This window comes from Duganella aceris, assembly GCF_011090165.1.
GTDB lineage: Bacteria > Pseudomonadota > Gammaproteobacteria > Burkholderiales > Burkholderiaceae_D > Rugamonas > Rugamonas aceris.
Genome location: NZ_JAADJT010000019.1, coordinates 1 through 20,544, shown reverse-complemented (window position 1 = coordinate 20,544; position 20,544 = coordinate 1). Strand labels below are relative to the sequence as shown.

Sequence of the window (20,544 nt, the reverse complement as noted above, 5' to 3'; positions counted from 1 at the left end):
TGATGGCGCGAGCGCAATTCGGATTTGCAGTCTATAATGCCCCGGAGCAATTGTCCCAGGACCGCGATGAATATGTTTGCGCTAGATGACGAATTGGCCCAGTGGGATGCAGCCCTACAGCCCCTGAGCGGACCCGCGCGCCTGCCGGCGCTGGTGCCGCTGGCCTGGCATCTGCGCCAGCGCGACACCGCCCGCGCGCTCGAACTGGCCGATGAAGGCTTGCGGCTGCTGTCCGATACCCCCCTCGCCCCCGACGCCACCACCCGGATCGCCGCCCGCCTGCACCTGGTGCGGGCGGAAGCGGCCTGGCTGGCGGGCCAAATGGACGCCGCCGATGAGCAGGCGGCGCAGGTCCAGGCCCGCTTCAGCGCCGTCGACGATCACGCCGGCGTCGCCGACGCCCATTGGCTGCGCGCCTGGATCGCGATCGACCGCGGCGACCATCAACTGGGCGAAGCCGAACTGGAAGCCATGACCGAGGCCGCGCGCCGCGCCGGCGATCCGCACCGGATCGCCATCGCCGAAGCGGCCAACGCGCGCTGGACCGTGCTGCGCGACCTGGACGCGGCGGAACGGCGCTGGGGCCGGCGCTTCGACCTGGAAAACGATCCGCAACCGCCCGCCGTCGCCGCCTGGATCTGCGACTTCCACGGCCTGGCCGCCAGCCAGTCCAGCGACTTCGGCGCCGCCGCGCGCCACTACATCCACTGCTACGAGGCGGCGCTGGAAACCGGCCAGCTGCGCATGGCGATCACCGCCGCCATCAACATCGGCCTGAACTTCACCATCCTCAACGACCACCACGCCGCGCTGGAATGGATGGAGAGCGCGCTCGACCTGGCCCGCCCCACCGGCTGGCCGCGCAACATCGGCGCCTGCCTGATGCACACCGCCGACACCATGCGCCGCCTGGGCCGGCTCGACGCCACCGAGGAGCTGCTGCAGGAAGCGCTGGAGATCCTGGCGCCGCTGTCGGGCAGCCGCAGCTACGCCACCGCGCTGCAATACCTCGGCGACCTGTCGCTGGACAAGGGCGACTACGCCGCAGCGCTGGACGCCTTCCGCCGCCTGGAGCTGCGCGCCGACGCGCTGCGCCAGCCCGACTTCCAGAACATCGCGCGGCGCGGCCAGGCGCACGCGCTGTGCTTCCTCGACCGTCCGCAGGAAGCGCTGCATATGGCGGTGCGCGCGGTGGAACTGGCGGCGCAGCAGGCCATGCTGCACAACCATGTCGAGGCGCTGCGGGTGATGGCGCTGGTGCACGCGCGCCATCCGCTACCGCCGCCGCCGGACATGACCGAGCCCAACGCCACGCTGCACTATCTGCACCGCGCGCTGGCGGTGGCCGCCGAGATCGAAGGCTACCTGGCGCCGTGTCAGCTGCACGAAGCGCTGGCGCGCGAATACGCCGCCATCGGCGACTATCCGAAAGCCTACGCCTCGGCGCAGGCGGCGGCCGCCGCGCGCGAAAAAACCCACAGCCAGGACGCCACCAACCGCGCCATCGCCATGCAGGTGCACCATCAGACCGAGCACGCCCGCGCCGAAGGCTATCACCACCGCGAGCTGGCCGCCTCCGAGGCCAAGCGGGTGCAGGTGCTGCAGCAGACCACCGCCACGCTGGAGCGCCTGTCCGTCATCGGCCAGGAGATCACCACCCACCTCGATGCCGGCGCCGTGTTCCAGGCGCTGAACCGCCACGTCCAGGCGCTGCTGCCGGCCGACACCTTCGCCATCTATCTGTGCGACCCGGGCTGCGACACCATCAGCCGCGTGTTCGGCGTCGAAGCGGGACAGGCGCTGCCCAACCACACCATCGACATCGACAACCCGCGCGCCAATTCCGCCCGCTGCCTGCGCGAGAGGCGCGAGGTCTACATCGAGGAGGCCGGCCCGGACGACATCTTCCTCGCCCCCGGCACGCTGGTCACCAGTTGCGCGCTGTACGTGCCGCTGCTGGTGGGCGAACGCGCGGTCGGCGTGATGACGGTGCAGGACATGGACGCCGGCGTCTACGGCGAGCGCGAACGGCTGATCTTCCGCACGCTGTGCGCCTACGGCGCCATCGCGCTGGACAACGCCGAAGCCTACCGCCAGTTGAAGGACGCGCAAACGCAGCTGGTGTCGCAGGAAAAGCTGGCGGCGCTCGGCTCGCTGATGGCCGGCGTGGCGCACGAGCTGAATACGCCGATCGGCAACAGCCTGCTGATCGCCAGCACCTTGATGCAGAAGACCGAGGAGCTGGAACAGCGCCTCAACGGCCCGGGCCTGAAGCGCTCCGACCTGGCCGGCTACATGGCCGACGCGCGCAAGGCGCACGAGCTGGTAATGCGCGGCCTGACCAGCGCGGCGGACCTGGTCAACAGCTTCAAGCAGGTGGCGGTCGACCGCACCACCGAGCAGCGCCGCATGTTCAACCTGCAGCAGGTGACGCATGAGGTGATCGCCACCATGATGAACCGCATTCGCGCCGCCAATCACCGCATCGAGATCGAGGTGCCGGACAACGTCATGATGGACAGCTATCCCGGCCCGTTCGGCCAGGTGATCGCCAACTTCATCACCAACGCGCTGCTGCACGCCTTCAGCAAGGAGCGCAGCGGCGGCATGTGGCTGCGCGCGGTGACGCCGGTGGACGGCCGGGTGCTGGTCTCGTTCCGCGACAACGGCGGCGGCATCGCGCCGGAGCACCTGTCGCGCATCTTCGATCCCTTCTTCACCACCAAGCTGGGACAGGGCGGCAGCGGGCTGGGACTGTCGATCAGCTACAACATTGTCACTTCCCTACTGGGCGGCCATATCAGCGTCCACAGCTCGCTCGAAGGCGCCACGTTTACCCTCGATCTCCCTCTGACGGCGCCGGAGTCGCAGATCCCGGCCGCGACCCAGATTTATCACTGACGCCCAAGCCTGTATAGACAGCATAATCTGCGGCAATTAGCCCTATCCGCCGAATTGCCTTTATAATTGTTCGGCTCAGCGGCCAGGCACCTCGCCCCACGCCCGCTCACCTGTCAGTTGTCACTATGTCTATTCAAAAACCGATCAAGCATTACCTGCAGTTTTCCGACTTCACGCTGGCCGAATACGAGTACGTCATCGAACGCGCACACCTGATCAAACGAAAATTCAAGAACTACGAGATCTACCACCCGCTGATCGACCGCACCTTGGTGATGGTGTTCGAGAAGAACTCGACCCGCACCCGCCTGTCGTTCGAAGCCGGCATGCACCAGCTGGGCGGCGCGGCGATCTACCTGAACACGCGCGACTCGCAGCTGGGTCGCGGCGAACCGGTGGAAGACGCCGGCCAGGTGATGAGCCGCATGTGCGACATCATCATGGTGCGCACCTTCGGCCAGGACATCATCGAGCGTTTCGCCGCCAACTCGCGCGTGCCGGTGATTAACGGCCTGACCAACGAACACCATCCGTGCCAGGTGTTCGCCGACATCTTCACCTTCTACGAGCATCGCGGCCCCATCACCGGCAAGACCGTGGCCTGGGTCGGCGACGCCAACAACATGCTGTATTCGTGGCTGCAGGCGGCCGAAGTGTTCGGCTTCCACGTCAACGTCTCGACGCCGAAAGGCTACGACATGGACATGTCGCTGGTCTCGACCGACCGCTACACCTTCTTCGAAAACCCATCCGACGCCTGCGAGGGCGCGCACCTGGTCAACACCGACGTCTGGACCAGCATGGGCTACGAAGAGGAAAACGCCGCGCGCCTGAAAGCCTTCGACGGCTGGATCGTCGACGGCGCCAAGATGTCGCGCGCCGCGCCGGACGCGCTGTTCATGCACTGCCTGCCCGCCCACCGCGGCGAGGAAGTCGCGGCCGACGTCATCGACGGCCCGCAGTCGGTGGTCTGGGACGAGGCGGAAAACCGCCTGCACATCCAGAAGGCTCTGATCGAATACCTGCTGATCGGCCGCGTCGATTAATCACCAAAACACTTCACACCAATTGGAACTAGCATGAGCGATATTAAAAAAGTAGTCCTCGCCTACTCGGGCGGCCTCGATACCTCCGTCATCCTCAAGTGGCTGCAGGATAACTACCAGTGCGAGATCGTCACCTTCACCGCCGACCTGGGCCAGGGCGAAGAGCTGGAGCCGGCGCGCGCCAAGGCGATCAAGTTCGGCATCAAGCCGGAGAACATCTACATCGACGACGTGCGCGAAGAATTCGTGCGCGACTTCGTGTTCCCTATGTTCCGCGCCAACACCGTGTACGAAGGCGAATACCTGCTGGGCACTTCGATCGCGCGTCCGCTGATCGCCAAGCGCCTGATCGAGATCGCCAACGAGACCGGCGCCGACGCCATCTCGCACGGCGCCACCGGCAAGGGCAACGACCAGGTGCGCTTCGAACTGGGCGCCTACGCGCTGAAGCCGGGCGTCAAAGTGATCGCGCCGTGGCGCGAGTGGGACCTGCTGTCGCGCGAAAAACTGCTGAAGTACGCGGAAGACGCCGGCATCGCCATCGACATGAAGCACAAGAACGGCGGCGCGCCGTACTCGATGGACGCCAACCTGCTGCACATCTCGTTCGAAGGCCGCCACCTGGAAAACCCGAGCGCCGAAGCCGAGGAATCGATGTGGCGCTGGAGCGTCAGCCCGGAAGCGGCGCCCGACCAGGCCGAGTACCTGGACCTGGAATACGAACGCGGCGACATCGTCGCGCTGAACGGCGTGCGCATGTCGCCGGCCACCGTGCTGACCGAACTGAATCGCCTCGGCGGCAAGCACGGCATCGGCCGTCTGGATCTGGTCGAGAACCGCTACGTCGGCATGAAGTCGCGCGGCTGCTACGAAACCCCTGGCGGCACCATCATGCTGAAGGGCCACCGCGCCATCGAATCGATCACGCTGGACCGCGAAGTGGCCCACCTGAAGGACGACCTGATGCCGCGCTACGCGTCGATGATCTACAACGGCTACTGGTGGGCGCCCGAGCGCGTCGCGCTGCAAACGCTGATCGACCACACGCAGGCGACGGTCAACGGCTGGGTGCGCGTCAAGCTGTACAAGGGTAATGTGATCGTGGTGTCGCGCGACTCGAAGACCGACTCCCTGTTTGATATGAACATCGCCACCTTCGACGAAGACGGCGGCGCCTACAACCAGGCCGACGCCGGCGGCTTCATCAAGCTGAACGCGCTGCGCATGCGCATCGCCGCCAACGCACGCCTGAAGCGCGGTCAATAAACGACACATGCAGCATTAAAAGGGGCCGCTCGCTGAGCGGCTCTTTTTTTGTCCTCCACAAAGCGCGGCGAAATGATACATTGCTTCCACAGCCTGATAGGAGTGGAGCCATATGCTAAAAGACCTCAGTATCAAGACAAAACTCGCCACCGGATTCGGCGCCATCGTCGTCATCATCCTGATCCTGCTGGCGACGGCCTACATCAACTTCACCAAGCTATCCAACGCCAGCGACTGGGACCGCCACACACTGCAAGTGCTGCTGGAGGCGAACCAGATCGAAACCGCGCTGATACAAATCCAGTCGTCGACGCGCGGCTTCATGCTGACCGGTGACGACAGCACCATCAAATCCATCGCCGCCGAGGAAGAAGCGGCGCGGCGCCACCTGGCCAACATCATCAAACTGACCGCCGACAATGCGGCGCAGCAGGCGCGCCTGGCGCGGCTCGAACCCTTGATCGAAAACTGGCTGAACAAGGTGATTCAGCCGCAGTTGGACAAACAGCGCGCCGCCGCTGCGCAGGCCAGCGGGACGCGGCAACAGCAGGCGGCGACCGATGTGCTGAACGGTTCCAAGGTCATGGCCGATGTGCGGCAGCTGCTCAACGACGTCAGCGCCGAAGAGGAAAAGCTGCTGGCGCAACGTTCGCAACTCTCCAGTGAATTGCAACGGTCCATGGGGATGCTGCTAATCGTCGGCGGCGGCATCTGCGTGTTGTTGGCGCTGGTGGTGGGCTACCTGCTGTCGTCCGCGCTGCTGGGCCCCTTGAGCAAACTGACCGCCGCCGTCGGCCGCATCGCCGGCGGCGAGCAATCGGCGCGCGCCGAAGTCACCTCCAAGGATGAACTGGGCGAAGTGTCGGTCGCCTTCAACCACATGGCGCAGGCCATCCAGGACAACCAGGCGCGCGAACTGGCCGAGACCAACCTGCTCAAGTCCAAGGTCGATTCGCTGCTCGGCGTGGTGTCGAAAGCCGCCTCGGGCGACCTGACCGGCAAGGTCGAGGTCTCCGGCAGCGACGCCATCGGCCAACTGGCGCATGGCCTGGACCGCATGTTCGAAAACCTGCGCGCGCTGCTCAACAACATCCAGAAGGCCGGCATCCAGGTCACCACCTCCGCCACCGAGATCGCCGCCTCGGCCAAGCAGCAGGAAGCGACCGGCATCGAGCAGGCGCAGACCAGCGTCGAGATCCTCAGCACCACCAAGGAAATCTCCGCCAACACCTCGCAGCTGCTCAAGACCATGGAGGACGCCACCGCCGTCGCCGACTACACCACCAACGTCACCGCCGACGCGCAGAACAATCTGCGCCGCATGGACAGCACCATGCAGCACATGGTGACGGCCACCGACTCGATCAACGCCAAGCTGGCCGCCTTGTCGGAGAAGGCCTCCAACATCAACAGCGTGCTGATCACCATCACCAAGGTCGCCGACCAGACCAACATCCTGTCGCTCAACGCCGCCATCGAGGCCGAAAAGGCCGGCGAGGCGGGACGCGGCTTCTCGGTGGTGGCCACCGAAATCCGCCGCCTGGCCGACCAGACCTCGGTCTCCACCTGGGACATCGAGCAGATGCTCAAGGAGATGCAGTCGGCGGTGTCGGCCAGCGTGATGGGCATGGACAAATTCTCCGAGGAGATCCGCCGCAGCGTCGGCGAGGTGCGCCAGGTGACCGACCAGCTGTCGGGCGTGATGGACCAGGTGCAGAAGCTGGCGCCGCAGTTCGATGTGGTGCTGCAAGGGATGCAGTCGCAGGCGGTCGGCGCGCAGCAGATCTCCGAGACCATGATGCAGCTGAACGACGCCACCCAGCAGACCGTCGAATCGCTGAAGGCCACCAGCGAGGCGGTACATCAGCTGCAGTACGCGGCCGGCGATCTGCAGACCAGCGTCGCCAATTTTGCGGTCGCGGCCTGAGCGTGGGACAATGCCGCGTGCCCCGTGCCTCCATGGAGAATAAATGTTTAAAGACCTGAGCATCAAAAAGAAGCTGTACCTGAGTTTCGGCGCCATCCTCGCCATCATTCTGGTGCTGTTGTCCATCGCGTATAACCGCTTCAATAGCCTGTCCGAAGCCAATGGCTGGGACAGGCACACGATGGAGGTGATTCAGGCCATCGACAATCTGCGGCTCGACCTGCTGCAAGTGCAGGTGGAGGCGCGCGGCTACTACCTGACCGGCAACCAGACCCGCCTAGAGCGCACGCACAAGGAGCTGGCCGACCTGCCGGCCACCATCGGCATCCTGCAAAAGCTCACCAGCGACAATCCCAACCAGGTCGCCCGCTTCAAGAAGCTGGAGGGCATGATCAACACCTGGGCCAACGACATCATCGCGTCGCAATTGAAGATGCGCCAGGAACTGGGCGACAAGGTCGGCGCGGCCGACGCCATGGGCCGCACGCCGCAACTGGCCGGCGTCAATACGGCGTCCAGCGAAATCTACAAATTCATGGCCGAAGCCACCGCCGAGGAACGCAAGCTGCTGGCGGAACGCTCGACGGCGTCGGACCGGCTGCAGGAAACCATGCGCATGGTGCTCATCGCCGGCGGCGGCGCCTGCGTGGCGCTGTCGGCCATCGTCGCCTGGCTGTTGGTGCGCTCGCTGCTGGCGCCATTGAACAACCTGACCTACGCCGTCGGCAAGATCGCGGCCGGCGAGCAGTCGGCCCGCGCGGAAGTGCTGTCGGCCGATGAACTGGGCAACGTCACCGTCGAATTCAACCGCATGGCGCAGGCCATCCAGGACAACCAGGCGCGCGAACTGGCCGAGACCAATCTGCTCAAGTCCAAGGTCGATTCGCTGCTCGGCGTGGTGTCGAAAGCCGCCTCGGGCGACTTGACCGGCAAGGTTGAAGTCTCCGGCAGCGACGCCATCGGCCAGCTGGCGCATGGCCTGGACCGCATGTTCGAGAACCTGCGCGCCCTGCTCAACAACATCCAGAAGGCCGGCATCCAGGTCACCACCTCCGCCACCGAAATCGCCGCCTCGGCCAAGCAGCAGGAAGCGACCGGCATCGAACAGGCGCAGACCAGCGTCGAGATCCTCAGCACCACCAAGGAAATCTCCGCCAACACCTCGCAGCTGCTCAAGACCATGGAGGACGCCACCGCCGTCGCCGACTACACCACCAACGCCACCGCCGACGCGCAGAACAACCTGCGCCGCATGGACAGCACCATGCAGCACATGGTGACCGCGACCGATTCGATCAACGCCAAGCTGGCCGCCTTGTCGGAAAAGGCTTCCAACATCAACAGCGTGCTGATCACCATCACCAAGGTCGCCGACCAGACCAACATCCTGTCGCTCAACGCCGCCATCGAGGCCGAAAAGGCCGGCGAGGCGGGACGCGGCTTCTCGGTCGTGGCCACCGAAATCCGCCGCCTGGCCGACCAGACCTCGGTCTCCACCTGGGACATCGAGCAGATGCTCAAGGAGATGCAGTCGGCGGTGTCGGCCAGCGTGATGGGCATGGACAAATTCTCTGAGGAGATCCGCCGCAGCGTCGGCGAGGTGCGCCAGGTGACCGACCAGCTGTCGGGCGTGATGGACCAGGTGCAAAAGCTGGCGCCGCAGTTCGACGTGGTGCTGCAAGGGATGCAGTCGCAGGCGGTCGGCGCGCAGCAGATCTCGGAAACGATGATGCAGCTGAACGACGCCACCCAGCAGACCGTCGAATCGCTGAAGGCCACCAGCGAAGCGGTGCATCAGCTGCAGTACGCGGCCGGCGATCTGCAGACCAGCGTCGCCAATTTCGCGGTCGCGGTGTAAGCGGAGCATGCGATGAAACTACTCGTCTTCCACATCGGCGCCGACCGCTATGGCTTGCGCCTGCGCGACGTGGTGCGCGTGCTGCCGCTGCTGGAACTCAAGCACGTGCCGCTGGCGCCTGATTCGGTGGCGGGGCTGATGGACTTCCACGGCCAGTCGGTGCCCGTTATCGACTTGTGCCGCGCCGCCGGCATGCCTTCCGGCGAAGACCATTTCGACACCCGCATCATCGTCGCCGACTACCACGCGCCGGAAGGCACGGACCATCTGCTCGGCCTGCGCGCCGAGCGGGTGCTGGGCGTGCAGGACGTGAACGAAGCGCAGCTGAGCGACAGCGGCGTGCGCGCCGCGCCCTTCCTCGGCCAGGTCGCCAGCGACCGGCAAGGCATGCTGCAACTGGTGGAACTCGACCAGCTGCTGCCCGAATCGCTGCGCGCCCTGCTATTCCAGGCATCATGACCCCCGCCCAATCCATGCTGCGCAAGGCCACCGGCTTGAACCTGTCCAAGTCGATCGTCGACCGCGCCATCAAGAACCGCATGGAGCGCACCGACGCCGCCAACCAGGACCAATACCTGGAGCAGATGACGCCCGCGGAGCTGACCGCGCTGGTGGAGCTGGTGGTGGTGCCGGAATCGTGGTTCTACCGCGACCAGCAAGCCTTCCACGCCGCCGCCGAATTCGTCCGCGCGCGCCTGGCCGCCGACGGCAACCGCCTGGTGCGCATCCTGACCATTCCCTGCGCCGGCGGTGAGGAACCGTACACGATGGCGATGGTGCTGTCGGATGCCGGCATCGCCAGCGGCAGCTACATCATCGACGCTTTCGACATCAGCCCCGGCTGCGTCGAACGCGCCAAGAGCGGCATCTACGGCCGCAACGCCTTCCGCAGCCAGGATCTCGGCTTCCGCGACCGCCATTTCAGCCATATCGGCGACGACGACTACCGCGTCTCGGAAGCGATCCGCAAGCAGGTGCGCATCAAGCAGGGCAACCTGCTGGAATTCGACCTGAGCGCGCGCACCGGCTATTACGACGTGATCTTCTGCCGCAACCTGCTGATCTACTTCGACAAGCCGACCACCAAGGCCGCCATCGCCAAGCTGGAGGCCTTGCTGGCGAACGACGGCCAGCTGTTCGCCGGTTACGCTGAGGTGCCGTCGTTCTGCCAGCACGGCTTCTCACCGCTGCAGTATCCGCAGGCCTTCGGCGTGGTCAAGGAAGCCGCCGCGACGCCGCGCAAGCCGGCCGTCGTCGCCGCGCCGTTGCGGCCCAAGGCCACCGCGCCGCGCGTCGCCCTGCCACCCGCGCCGGCCGCGCCACCGACCACACACGTGACGCGGCCCGCCGAGCCGCGAGCAAGCGCGCCCGCCGCCGCGCCCTCTCCCGCCGTCAACCTGCTGGCCGAAGCGCGCCGCCTGGCCGACCTGGGCGACGTCAAGGCGTCGGAAGGCAAATGCCGCGACCATCTGGCGCAACATCCGGAATCGGCCGAAGCCTATTTCATCCTCGGCCTGCTGAACGAACTGACCAACAAACTCAAGCTCGCCGAAGACTACTGGAAGCGCTGCATCTACCTGCAACCCGACCACTACGAAGCGCTATGCCACCTGGCGCTGCTGGCCGAAGCCAACAACGACGCCGCCGGCGCCGCCGCGCTCAAGGCCCGCGCCGCGCGCATCTACAAACGCCAGCAAGCATAAGGGCGACCATCTATGACGACTATCACCTCCCCCATCGCCATCATCGACATCGACGACTGCTGGAACCGCATCGGCGTGGTCGGCGACCAGAGTTGCCCGAAGCTGGAGCAGGTGGTCCACTGCCGCAACTGCGAGGTCTACGCCGGCGCCGCGCAGCGCAACTTGCAACGCCTGGTCGGCGACGATTACAAGAAGGACTGGGCCGCGCACTTTCGCCAGGCCGCCGCCAACACCCACCAGCTGGACGCCTCCTGCCTGGTGTTCCGCATCGGCCGCGAATGGCTGTCGCTGCCGACGCGGATGTTCGTTTCGGTGGCGCCGCAAGCCAAGCCGCACCGCCTGCCGCACCGCAACGGCCGTGGCCTGAGCGGCATCGTCAACGTCGGCGGCACGCTGTATCCCTGCATGTCGCTGGCCGACCTGCTCGGCATCGACGAAAGCGAGGGCGAAGCCGCCACCAACCGCCACACCTTCGCCCGCGTGCTGCTGACGCAATGGGAAGACCAGGCCTACGCGCTGCCGGTGGCCGACCTGCACGGCATCCTGCGCTACGCCACCGCATCGGTGCAGGCGCCGGCCGCCACCATCAACAAGGGCCTGTCCCGCTTCCTGTCCGGCGTGATATCGCATGACGACATGCACATCGGCGTACTGGATGAAGCGCTGATCGGCTACCAACTCGCGAGGACGCTGCGATGAGCGTAGATAATGGAGACCTGAGCCAGTTTTCCATGCTGGACCTGTTCCGCATGGAGGCCGACAGCCAGACCCAGGTCCTGACCGACGGCTTGCTGGCGATGGAGCGTCTGAAGGACGACGCCAGCGCGGTCGAATCGATGATGCGCGCCGCGCACTCGATCAAGGGCGCGGCCGCCATCGTCGGACTGGAAGTGGTGGTACAGCTGGCGCACGGCATGGAGGATGCCTTCATCGCCGCGCAGCACGGCAAGCTGGCGCTGACGCCGAACCGGGTCGACGTACTGCTGGCCGGTGTCGACCTGATCCTGCAATTGTCGCGCCTGCAGGACAACGGCGTCGACGCCTGGCTGGGCGCCAACTCGACGCAAATCAAGAGCACGCTGGACTCGATCGCCAGCATCGCCTTCCTGCCCGAACCGATCGACCTGCAAGCCGAAGCCGGCCTGCGCAAGCCGCCGCCGTCCGCCGCGCCGGCCTTCCCTTACGGCGAACTGCCGATCGCCGCGCAATCCTCGGCCGCGCCGGACGATACGCCGGCCGCCGGCGCCGCCCGCCTGTCCGCCGCGCCGATGAAGAACGCGCAGAACTTCGACAAGCTGCTGTCGCTGGCCAGCGAATCGCGCATCAACGCGCACCAGATGCACCCGTTCATCCAGAGCATGCAGCGCTTCAAGCGTAACCAGAGCAGCCTGTTTTCGCTGATCGAACAACTGCACGAGGCCATCGCCAACAGCGACGACGCCAACCTCAAAGAGAAGACCCTGCTGGCGCTGCAAAAGACCCACCCTCTCAAGCAGTTCGTGCTGGAGCACATCGCCGACATCGAAGCCTACGAGCGCCGCATCCTGGCGGTCTCGCAAGGCATGGTGGACGAAGTGCTGACCATGCGCATGCGCCCCTTCCGCGACGGGGTGCAGCAGTTCCCGCGCATGGTGCGCGACCTGGCGCGCAACCTGGGCAAGGATGTGCAGCTGCAGATCGTCGGCGAAGACACGCTGGTCGACCGCGACATCCTGGCCAAGATCGAAAGCCCGCTCAACCACATGCTGCGCAACGCCGTCGACCACGGCATGGACGCGTCCATCGACCGCATCGCCGCCGGCAAGCCCGGCGCCGGCACCATCGTGCTGGAGGCCAAGCACCGCGCCGGCATGCTCAGCATCGAGATCAGCGACGACGGCAAGGGCGTCGACCTGGAAAAGATCCGCGCCCGCGTCATCGAGCGCAAGATGGCCAGCGCGCAGATGGCGGCCTCGCTGTCGCCGGCGGAGCTGATGGAATTCCTGTTCCTGCCCGCATTCAGCCTGAAGGAAAACACCACCGAGATTTCCGGGCGCGGCGTCGGCCTGGACATCGTGCACGAAACCATCCGCTCGCAGAACGGCACGGTGCGCATCGAATCGGAACTGGGCGTCGGCTTCCGCACCTACATCACGCTGCCGCTGACGCAATCGATCGTGCGCGCGCTGGTGGTGGAGGTCAAGGGCGAAGCCTACGCCGTGCCGATCGTGCAGGTCGAGCGCGTGATCAAGGTGCCGCAGTCCGCCATCCACACGCTGGAGAGCAAGCAGTTCTTCGATTTCGGCGGCGAGCACCTCGGCCTGGTCTCGGCGGCGCAGGTGCTGGAACTGGGCGAGAGCGACGCCGGCGGCGCCGAGCTGGCGGTGGTCGTCATCGGCAGCGGCGCACGGCGCTACGCGCTGGTGGTGGACGCGATACGCGGCGAACAAAGCCTGGCGGTGCAGGCCATCGACCCGATCTTCGGCAAGATGCGCGACATCTCCTCGGCCGCTTTGCTCGACGACGGCGAGCCGGTGCTGATCCTCGACGTGCCCGACCTGTTGCTATCCATCGACAAGCTGCTGCACGAAGGCGGCCTGCATCAACTGGCCAAGTCCGACCAGGCGGAACGCCGCAAGACCAAGCGCATCCTGGTGGTCGACGACTCGCTGACGGTGCGCGAAATGGAGCGCAAGCTGCTGATGGCGCGCGGCTTCCTGGTCGATATCGCGATCGACGGCATCGACGGCTGGAACGTGGTGCGCAGCGGCGACTACGACCTGGTGATCACCGACGTCGACATGCCGCGCATGGACGGCATCGAGCTGGTGACTCTTATAAAGAAAGACATTCACTTACATAAACTGCCAGTCATGATAGTCTCTTACAAAGATCGGCCGGAGGACCGCGCGCGCGGACTCTCGGCCGGAGCAGACTACTACCTGACCAAGGGCAGCTTCCACGACGAGACGCTGCTCGACGCGGTCAGTGATTTGATTGGAGACGCACGTAGATGAAGATCGCCATCGCCAACGATGTCGCCATGGCGGCCGAGGCGCTGCGGCGCGTGGTTGCCAGCACCGCCGAGCACCAGGTGCTGTGGATCGCCCGCACCGGCGCGGAAGCGGTGCGCATGTGCGCCGACAACCGGCCGGACCTGATCCTGATGGATCTGAACATGCCGGAAATGGACGGCGTGGAGGCGACCCGCGTGATCATGGAGCAAAGCCCGTGCGCCATCCTGGTGGTGACCGGCCGGCCGCAGGACAACGTCAACCAGGTGTTCCGCGCGCTGGGCGCCGGCGCGCTGGACGTGACTGCGACCCCGGTGCTGCAAGGCCAACCGGGCGGCGATGCCGAATTGCTGGCCAAGATCCGCACCATGGACAAGCTGATACGCCACAGCGGCGGCAACCAGGCGATGATGCCGCGCACCGCCGCCAACAACAACGGCAGCAATGTCAGCAACGGCAGCAACGGCCACGCCGCCGCGCCGGACGCGCCGGAGCGCGTCACCTCGCTGCTGGCGATCGGCGCCTCCACCGGCGGCCCGGTGGCGGTGTCGAAGATGCTGGCCGGCTGGATCCCGCCGCGCGGCTGCGCCATCGTGGTGGTGCAGCACATCGACCAGCACTTCGCCGATAATTTCGCGCGCTGGCTGGGCGAGCAGCTGGAGATGCCGGTGCGCGCCGCCGAGGAAGGCGACGAGCTGGTGGCCGGCACGGTGCTGATCGCGAAGAGCAACGACCACTTAACACTGGATCAAAATTATCGCTTACGCTACGATGCCAATCCGAAGGACTACGCCTACCGCCCGTCGGTCGACGTGTTTTTCCACTGTGTGGCGCAGCACTGGAAGGGCGAGACGATCGGCGTGCTGTTGACCGGCATGGGCCGCGACGGCGCCGAAGGCCTGCTGGCGATGCGCCGCGCCGGCCAGACCACCATCGCCCAGGACCAGGCCAGCAGCGCGGTGTACGGCATGCCGCGCGCCGCCGCCGAACTGGACGCGGCGCAGATGATATTACCGCTGTCGAAGATCGGACCGATCTTGCGCAGCGCTTTGGGCGGACGCGCCTGACTTACATAGAGAATACCGATGTCCGAAGCACATGCAATCCCCGCCGATCCGGAAAATACGCTGCCCGTCTTTAAAGTGCGGGTGCTGCTGGTCGACGACCAGCTGATCATCGTCGAAGCGGTGCGCCGCATGTTGAGCGACCAGTCCGACATCGAATTCCACTACGTGACCGACGCCACCAAGGCCTTCGATACCGCCGCGCAGTTGCAGCCGACCGTGATCCTGCAGGATCTGGTGATGCCCTCGATCGACGGCTTCGGCCTGATCGCGCTGTACCGCGACGACGAGGCGCTGCGCAACGTGCCGGTGATCGTGCTGTCGGCGAAAGAGGATCCGAAGCTGAAGGCGCACAGCTTCGCCACCGGCGCCAACGACTACATGGTCAAGCTGCCGGACAAGCTGGAGCTGCTGGCGCGGGTGCGCTACCACTCGGCCGCGCACATCAGCCGTCTGCAGCGCGACCAGGCCTTCCGCTTCCTGCGCGAGAGCCAGAAGCAGCTGGCCGACGCCAACATCGAACTGCAAAAGCTGGCGGCGCTCGACGGCCTGACCGGCATCGCCAACCGCCGCCGCTTCGACGACACCATGCGCATCGAATGGCAGCGCGGCCAGCGCGACAAGAAGCCCTTGACGCTGCTGCTGTGCGACGTCGACTTCTTCAAGATGTATAACGACAGCTTCGGCCATCTCGCGGGCGATTTGTGCCTGAAGAAAGTGGCGGCCGTGTTAACCGAACACCTGAAGCGCCCGGCCGACCTGGCCGCGCGCTACGGCGGCGAGGAATTCGCGATTATCCTGCCGGAGACTCAATTGACTGGGGCGCTGATCGTGGCCGAGTCATGCCGCCGACACCTGGAACAGCTCGCGATCGAGAACCCGCAGGCGAATACGGAACTCTCCTCGGTGACCATGTCGATCGGCGTGGCCAGCATGGTGCCGTCGCCGGCGTCCAATGTCGAAGAGCTGATCCAGCAAGCCGACCGGGCCCTGTACGCCGCCAAGCGCGGCGGCCGCAACCGCGTGGTGAACGCGGCCGACCTGCCCGGTCTCACATCCGAATCGAACTAAGGAAAAACCGCAGCATGAGTGCACAAATCGATCAAGTCAGCGTCGTCAAGAAATCGAATATCTACTTCGACGGCAAGTGCGTGTCGCACAGCGTCATCCTGGCGGACGGCAGCAAGAAAACCGTCGGCGTCATCTTCCCCTCCAGCCTGACCTTCAACACCGGCGCGCCGGAGATCATGGAAATCGTCGGTGGCGTGTGCAAGGTGCGCCTGGCCGGCGCCAGCGAGTGGAACACCTACGGCGCGGGCCAGGAGTTCAAAGTCGGCGGCAACACCAGCTTCGACATCGAAACGGTGGAGACGCTCGACTACGTCTGCCACTTCGGCTAAACCAACTTCGGTGTCAGTGCCGACATTCGGACACGAGCTCAACCGTAGCGGCCGCTACGGTTGAGCTCGTGTCCGAATGTCGGCACTGACACCTCGCTAGATGAACACAGGCTCCGGCTCCAGCAGCACACCATAGCGCGCCTGGACGTCGGCCTGTATCGCCTCGGCCAGCGCGACCACCTCCGCACCGGTCGCGCCGCCGTTATTCACCAGCACCAGCGCCTGTTTCGGGTACACGCCCGCCGCGCCCAGGCTCCTGCCCTTCCACCCACACTGATCGATCAGCCATCCCGCCGCCAGCTTCTGCGTGCCGTCCGGCTGCGCGTGATGCACCAGCGCCGGGAAGCGCTCCAGCAAAGCCGCGCATTGCGCGCCGCCGACCACCGGATTCTTGAAGAAGCTGCCGGCGTTGCCGATCACCGCCGGATCCGGCAGCTTGCGGCGGCGGATCGCGATCACCGTGTCGGCCACTTGCCGCGCGCTCGGTTCAGCGATGCCCTGCTCCACCAGCGCCTGCGCCAGCTCCGCATAGCGCAGGTTCGGCCGCCACGCCTTCGGCAGCGCGAAGGTCACATCGAGCACGATCAATCGCCGGCCATCGTCCTGTTTGAAGACGCTGTCGCGGTAGGCGAAGCGGCACTCGGCGGCGCCCATCTCGCGCGTGCTTCCGCTGGCCGGATCGAACGCGGTCAGGCAGTGGAACACATCCTTGGTCTCCAGCCCGTAAGCGCCGATATTCTGGATCGGCGCCGCGCCCACCGTGCCCGGGATCAGCGACAAATTCTCCAGGCCGCCGATGCCCTGCGCCAGCGTCCACTGCACGAAGTCGTGCCAGTTCTCGCCGGCCGCCGCGCGCACGTAATGGAAGTCTGCGTCGCCGCCGACCACTTCCCGGCCCTGTAGCGCGATGTGCAATATCAGCCCCGGATAGTCCTGCGTCAACAGAAAATTACTGCCGCCGCCCAACACCAGCTTCGGCGAAGCAGCCCATATGGGATCAGCAAAAACGCCGAGCAATTGCTCTCTTTCAGTGACGCGCAGATACGCCCGCGCACGCGCCGCGATGCCGAAGGTGTTGAGGGATTGCAGGGGGAAGTCGGGAGTGGGCTGTGAGGACATGGGAAAACCGAGAAATTTTGTCGATTATAGAGGGAAACACACAAAAAACCACCGCCCGTATGGCGGCGACGGGCCGGTTGTCCGTTAAAATGTCAGACTTTGATGCAGTGTACGAAAAGGAAATAGCCATGCCGTCGTTTGATGTAGTCTCTGAAGCCGATATGATCGAAGTGAAGAATGCCGTCGAGCAATCTCAAAAGGAAATCGCCACTCGTTTCGATTTCAAGGGAACCGGCGCATCTGTCGAGCACAAGGAAAATGAACTGACCGTCGTTGCAGATTCCGAATTCCAGCTGCAACAGGTACGCGACGTGCTGACCAACAAGTTGGCCAAGCGCAAGGTCGACGTGCGTTTCCTGGAAGACGGCGACATCAAGAAGGTCGGCGGCGACAAGGTCAAGCAGGTCATCAAGATCAAGAACGGCATCGAGTCCGAAGACGCGAAGAAGATCGTGCGCGTCATCAAGGACAGCAAGATGAAGGTGCAAGCCAGCATCCAGGGCGAATCCGTGCGCGTCACCGGCGCCAAGCGCGACGACCTGCAGGCCGCGATGGCCATGCTGCGCAAGGACGTGCCCGACATGCCGCTGGAATTCAACAACTTCCGCGACTGATCCCCGCGCGCGCGGCCTCGCCCGCGCCGTCACAGAGCGGTAGTACACATGGAGTAGAATTAAACGGAGCTCCATGTATGCGCACTACCGCGCGATCGCTTCACCGCAATGCGCCGGCACGTCCGGCCCCAACCTCGGTAGTCTAAGGATAGCAATGAAACGTGTTGATGATTTCCGCCTGCGATTTGGCAAAAATGAGTATGTGCCCATCATGGTCGGCGGAATGGGTGTGGATATTTCGACGTCTGAATTAGCGCTGGAAGCGGCCCGCCTCGGCGGCATCGGCCACATCTCCGATGCGATGGTGGAAGACGTCTCGGACCGCAAGTTCGACACCAGCTTCGTCAAGGACAAGACCAAGCTCTACAAGTTCAACATCAACAACTCGGACAAGTCGGTGGTGCAGTTCGACCTGGAACGCCTGGCCGACGCGCAACGCCGCCACATCGGCGCCACCATGGCGGCCAAGACCGGCCCCGGCCTGATCTTCGTCAACTGCATGGAAAAGCTGACCATGAACGGCCCGCGCGAGACCCTGCGCACCCGTCTGAACGCGGCGCTGGACGCCGGCATCGACGGCATCACCCTGTCGGCCGGCTTGCACTTCGGCTCGTTCGCGCTGATGGCCGACCACCCGCGCTTCCGCGAAGCCAAGCTGGGCATCATCGTCTCGTCGGTGCGCGCGCTGCAGATCTTCCTGCGCAAGAACGCCAAGCTGGACCGTTTGCCCGACTTCATCATCGTCGAAGGCCCGCTGGCCGGCGGCCACCTCGGCTTCGGCATGGACTGGGCCGAATACGACCTGATGGCGATCACGCAGGAACTGCTGGCCTACCTGAAGGCCGAGAACCTGGACATTCCGCTGATCGCGGCCGGCGGCATCTTCACCGGCAGCGACGCGGTGCGCTTCCTGGAAGCGGGCGCGGCCGGCGTGCAGGTGGCGACCCGTTTCACCGTCACCAACGAATGCGGTCTGCCGGCCAAGGTCAAGCAGGAGTACTACAAGGCGTCGGAAGAGGACATCATCGTCAACGGCGTCTCGCCGACCGGCTACCCGATGCGCATGCTGAAGAACACGCCGGCGATCGGCGCCGGCATCCGTCCGGGCTGCGAGTCCTACGGCTACCTGCTGGACGCGACCGGCAACTGCGCCTACATCAACTCGTACAACCGCGAGGTGGCGGCGCATCCGGAGCAGAAAACCGTGGTGGTGATGGACAAGACCTGCCTGTGCACGCACATGCGCAACTTCAACTGCTGGACCTGCGGGCACTACACCTATCGCCTGAAGGACACCACGCACAAGAAGGCCGACGGCGAGTATCAGCTGCTGACGGCGGAGCACGTCTTCAAGGATTACCAGTTCAGCGTGGACGACCAGATCGCCCTTCCTGAAAAAGAAGAGGTCTGAATCAAAAACGGCGCTCAGTGAGCGCCGTTTTCTTATTTAACCTTCCGAATTGATGCGGGCGATCAAGGCCTCCAGGACCTCCTCGGAGCGCTCGTTGTCGACCTGGCAGGTGCCGGCGTTTTCGTGCCCGCCGCCGCCGTATTCCAGCATCAGCGCGCCGATGTTGGTCTTCGAAGTGCGGTTCAGGATCGACTTACCGGTGGCGAACACCGTGTTCTGATTTTTCAAGCCCCACAGCACGTGGATCGAAATATTCGTCTGCGGATACATCGCATAGATGATGAAACGGTTGCCGGCGAAAATCACCTCTTCGTTGCGCAGATCCAGCACCACTAGGTTCTTGTGGATGCTGGCGCAGCGGCGGATCTGTTCCTTGCACTTCTCGCTATGCTCGAAGTACAGCTCCTTGCGCTCCTTCACATCCGGCAACTCCATGATCTGTTCGATCGTATGGTTTTTGCAGGCGTCGATCAAGTCCATCATCAGGTTGTAGTTCGAGATGCGGAACTCGCGGAAGCGGCCCAGGCCGGTGCGCGCGTCCATCAGGAAGTTCAACAAGTCCCAGCCTTCTGGATTGAGCACTTCCTGCTCATTGAAGCGCGCGGCGTCGCCCTTGTCGACCGCCGCCATCATGCCGTCCCAGGACGCCGGGAACGCCTTTTGGCCACCGTAATAGTCGTACACCACGCGCGCCGCCGACGGCGCCTCCGGATGGATCACGTGGTTCGCGCGCTCGCCCGTATTGCGGATGGTTTCCGACAAATGGTGATCGAACGCGATATGGACGCCGGCAACAAATGGCAGGTTGGTCGTGATGTCGTTATCGCTGATCGCGATCTTACCGTCTTGCATGTCCTTGGGGTGCACGAACAGGATCTCATCGATCATGTCCAGGTGCTTCAACAGCACCGCGCACACCAAACCATCAAAATCGCTGCGCGTCACCAAGCGATACTTTTTTGCTTCTGCCATGGAGTTACCTCAGGTGGATTGGACACTGATTAATGATACAACCCAACGGCGTGTCTGCACAGAAATTGTGATGTCCCGTTGCATTAAGTCACATCCGCGCCAGACGCAAAAAAGCCCCGACCGGATCACCGGAAGGGGCTTTTTCTAATAACTAGCTTGACGATAACCTACTTTCACACTGGTTGCAGCACTATCATCGGCGCAGAGTTGTTTCACGGTCCTGTTCGGGATGGGAAGGGGTGGGACCAACTTGCTATGGTCATCAAGCTT

The 20,544-nt window shown here is 64.4% G+C and carries 16 protein-coding genes and 1 rRNA gene; 14 read left to right on the top strand and 3 right to left on the bottom strand.

Annotated features, from left to right (window positions below):
• Nucleotides 1-72 precede the first annotated feature (72 nt).
• The 12 genes from GW587_RS28835 (at nucleotide 73) to ppnP (ending at nucleotide 16,158) form a co-directional block, all read left to right on the top strand.
• Nucleotides 73-2,901 carry an ATP-binding protein gene (locus GW587_RS28835; RefSeq protein ID WP_229259705.1) on the top strand — a complete coding sequence of 943 codons (2,829 nt, stop codon included), beginning with the start codon at nucleotides 73-75 and terminating at the stop codon, nucleotides 2,899-2,901.
• A 125-nt stretch (nucleotides 2,902-3,026) separates the two neighbouring features.
• Entirely contained in the window at nucleotides 3,027-3,947 is a 921-nt protein-coding gene (gene argF, locus GW587_RS28830; RefSeq protein ID WP_166108352.1) for an ornithine carbamoyltransferase, read from the top strand.
• A 33-nt stretch (nucleotides 3,948-3,980) separates the two neighbouring features.
• On the top strand, nucleotides 3,981-5,213 hold the full coding sequence (locus GW587_RS28825) for an argininosuccinate synthase (protein ID WP_166108351.1): 1,233 nt from the start codon (nucleotides 3,981-3,983) through the stop codon (nucleotides 5,211-5,213).
• A 112-nt stretch (nucleotides 5,214-5,325) separates the two neighbouring features.
• Nucleotides 5,326-7,140: a HAMP domain-containing methyl-accepting chemotaxis protein gene (locus GW587_RS28820; RefSeq protein WP_166108350.1), complete on the top strand. Its 1,815-nt coding sequence runs from the start codon at nucleotides 5,326-5,328 to the stop codon at nucleotides 7,138-7,140.
• A gap of 43 nt (nucleotides 7,141-7,183) precedes the next feature.
• Nucleotides 7,184-8,998 (top strand): methyl-accepting chemotaxis protein, encoded by a 1,815-nt coding sequence (locus tag GW587_RS28815; protein WP_166108349.1) that lies wholly within the window; start codon nucleotides 7,184-7,186, stop codon nucleotides 8,996-8,998.
• 12 nt (nucleotides 8,999-9,010) lie between these two features.
• Nucleotides 9,011-9,457, top strand: a complete 447-nt coding sequence (locus tag GW587_RS28810; RefSeq protein ID WP_166108348.1) for a chemotaxis protein CheW — start codon at nucleotides 9,011-9,013, stop codon at nucleotides 9,455-9,457.
• Nucleotides 9,454-10,701: a CheR family methyltransferase gene (locus GW587_RS28805; protein ID WP_166108347.1), complete on the top strand. Its 1,248-nt coding sequence runs from the start codon at nucleotides 9,454-9,456 to the stop codon at nucleotides 10,699-10,701. Before GW587_RS28810 ends, GW587_RS28805 begins: the two co-directional genes overlap by 4 nt.
• 12 nt (nucleotides 10,702-10,713) lie before the next feature.
• Nucleotides 10,714-11,400 (top strand): chemotaxis protein CheW, encoded by a 687-nt coding sequence (locus tag GW587_RS28800; RefSeq protein WP_166108346.1) that lies wholly within the window; start codon nucleotides 10,714-10,716, stop codon nucleotides 11,398-11,400.
• Nucleotides 11,397-13,697, top strand: a complete 2,301-nt coding sequence (locus GW587_RS28795; protein WP_166108345.1) for a hybrid sensor histidine kinase/response regulator — start codon at nucleotides 11,397-11,399, stop codon at nucleotides 13,695-13,697. The genes GW587_RS28800 and GW587_RS28795 overlap by 4 nt, the downstream gene beginning before the upstream one ends.
• On the top strand, nucleotides 13,694-14,761 hold the full coding sequence (gene cheB, locus GW587_RS28790) for a chemotaxis-specific protein-glutamate methyltransferase CheB (protein ID WP_166108344.1): 1,068 nt from the start codon (nucleotides 13,694-13,696) through the stop codon (nucleotides 14,759-14,761). The genes GW587_RS28795 and cheB overlap by 4 nt, the downstream gene beginning before the upstream one ends.
• Nucleotides 14,762-14,779: 18 nt before the next feature.
• A complete protein-coding gene (locus tag GW587_RS28785) occupies nucleotides 14,780-15,829 on the top strand; it encodes a diguanylate cyclase (protein WP_166108343.1) in 1,050 nt (349 codons plus the stop codon).
• Between the two features lie 14 nt (nucleotides 15,830-15,843).
• Complete coding sequence (gene ppnP, locus GW587_RS28780) at nucleotides 15,844-16,158, top strand: pyrimidine/purine nucleoside phosphorylase (RefSeq protein ID WP_166108342.1); 315 nt, start codon at nucleotides 15,844-15,846, stop codon at nucleotides 16,156-16,158.
• Between the two features lie 96 nt (nucleotides 16,159-16,254).
• Here the strand turns inward: ppnP and murB are convergent, their stop codons facing one another.
• Complete coding sequence (gene murB / locus GW587_RS28775; RefSeq protein WP_166108341.1) at nucleotides 16,255-17,277, bottom strand: UDP-N-acetylmuramate dehydrogenase; 1,023 nt, start codon at nucleotides 17,275-17,277, stop codon at nucleotides 16,255-16,257.
• A 128-nt stretch (nucleotides 17,278-17,405) separates the two neighbouring features.
• Here murB and GW587_RS28770 point away from each other — a divergent pair, with 128 nt between their 5' ends.
• Nucleotides 17,406-17,891 carry a YajQ family cyclic di-GMP-binding protein gene (locus GW587_RS28770; RefSeq protein WP_166108340.1) on the top strand — a complete coding sequence of 162 codons (486 nt, stop codon included), beginning with the start codon at nucleotides 17,406-17,408 and terminating at the stop codon, nucleotides 17,889-17,891.
• 154 nt (nucleotides 17,892-18,045) lie between these two features.
• Nucleotides 18,046-19,302 (top strand): nitronate monooxygenase, encoded by a 1,257-nt coding sequence (locus tag GW587_RS28765; protein ID WP_166108339.1) that lies wholly within the window; start codon nucleotides 18,046-18,048, stop codon nucleotides 19,300-19,302.
• Between the two features lie 36 nt (nucleotides 19,303-19,338).
• Here the strand turns inward: GW587_RS28765 and GW587_RS28760 are convergent, their stop codons facing one another.
• The gene (locus tag GW587_RS28760) at nucleotides 19,339-20,274 is read right to left on the bottom strand and encodes an exopolyphosphatase (protein ID WP_166108338.1); all 936 of its coding nucleotides are present in this window, start codon (nucleotides 20,272-20,274) and stop codon (nucleotides 19,339-19,341) included.
• A 154-nt stretch (nucleotides 20,275-20,428) separates the two neighbouring features.
• Nucleotides 20,429-20,541 (bottom strand): 5S ribosomal RNA (gene rrf, locus GW587_RS28755).
• Nucleotides 20,542-20,544 lie beyond the last annotated feature (3 nt).

Coding starts and splice junctions, on each gene's coding strand:
- GW587_RS28835 (WP_229259705.1), top strand. CDS start 73: ATGTTTGCGCTAGATGACGAATTGGCCCAGTGGGATGCAGCCCTACAG.
- argF (WP_166108352.1), top strand. CDS start 3,027: ATGTCTATTCAAAAACCGATCAAGCATTACCTGCAGTTTTCCGACTTC.
- GW587_RS28825 (WP_166108351.1), top strand. CDS start 3,981: ATGAGCGATATTAAAAAAGTAGTCCTCGCCTACTCGGGCGGCCTCGAT.
- GW587_RS28820 (WP_166108350.1), top strand. CDS start 5,326: ATGCTAAAAGACCTCAGTATCAAGACAAAACTCGCCACCGGATTCGGC.
- GW587_RS28815 (WP_166108349.1), top strand. CDS start 7,184: ATGTTTAAAGACCTGAGCATCAAAAAGAAGCTGTACCTGAGTTTCGGC.
- GW587_RS28810 (WP_166108348.1), top strand. CDS start 9,011: ATGAAACTACTCGTCTTCCACATCGGCGCCGACCGCTATGGCTTGCGC.
- GW587_RS28805 (WP_166108347.1), top strand. CDS start 9,454: ATGACCCCCGCCCAATCCATGCTGCGCAAGGCCACCGGCTTGAACCTG.
- GW587_RS28800 (WP_166108346.1), top strand. CDS start 10,714: ATGACGACTATCACCTCCCCCATCGCCATCATCGACATCGACGACTGC.
- GW587_RS28795 (WP_166108345.1), top strand. CDS start 11,397: ATGAGCGTAGATAATGGAGACCTGAGCCAGTTTTCCATGCTGGACCTG.
- cheB (WP_166108344.1), top strand. CDS start 13,694: ATGAAGATCGCCATCGCCAACGATGTCGCCATGGCGGCCGAGGCGCTG.
- GW587_RS28785 (WP_166108343.1), top strand. CDS start 14,780: ATGTCCGAAGCACATGCAATCCCCGCCGATCCGGAAAATACGCTGCCC.
- ppnP (WP_166108342.1), top strand. CDS start 15,844: ATGAGTGCACAAATCGATCAAGTCAGCGTCGTCAAGAAATCGAATATC.
- murB (WP_166108341.1), bottom strand. CDS start 17,277: ATGTCCTCACAGCCCACTCCCGACTTCCCCCTGCAATCCCTCAACACC.
- GW587_RS28770 (WP_166108340.1), top strand. CDS start 17,406: ATGCCGTCGTTTGATGTAGTCTCTGAAGCCGATATGATCGAAGTGAAG.
- GW587_RS28765 (WP_166108339.1), top strand. CDS start 18,046: ATGAAACGTGTTGATGATTTCCGCCTGCGATTTGGCAAAAATGAGTAT.
- GW587_RS28760 (WP_166108338.1), bottom strand. CDS start 20,274: ATGGCAGAAGCAAAAAAGTATCGCTTGGTGACGCGCAGCGATTTTGAT.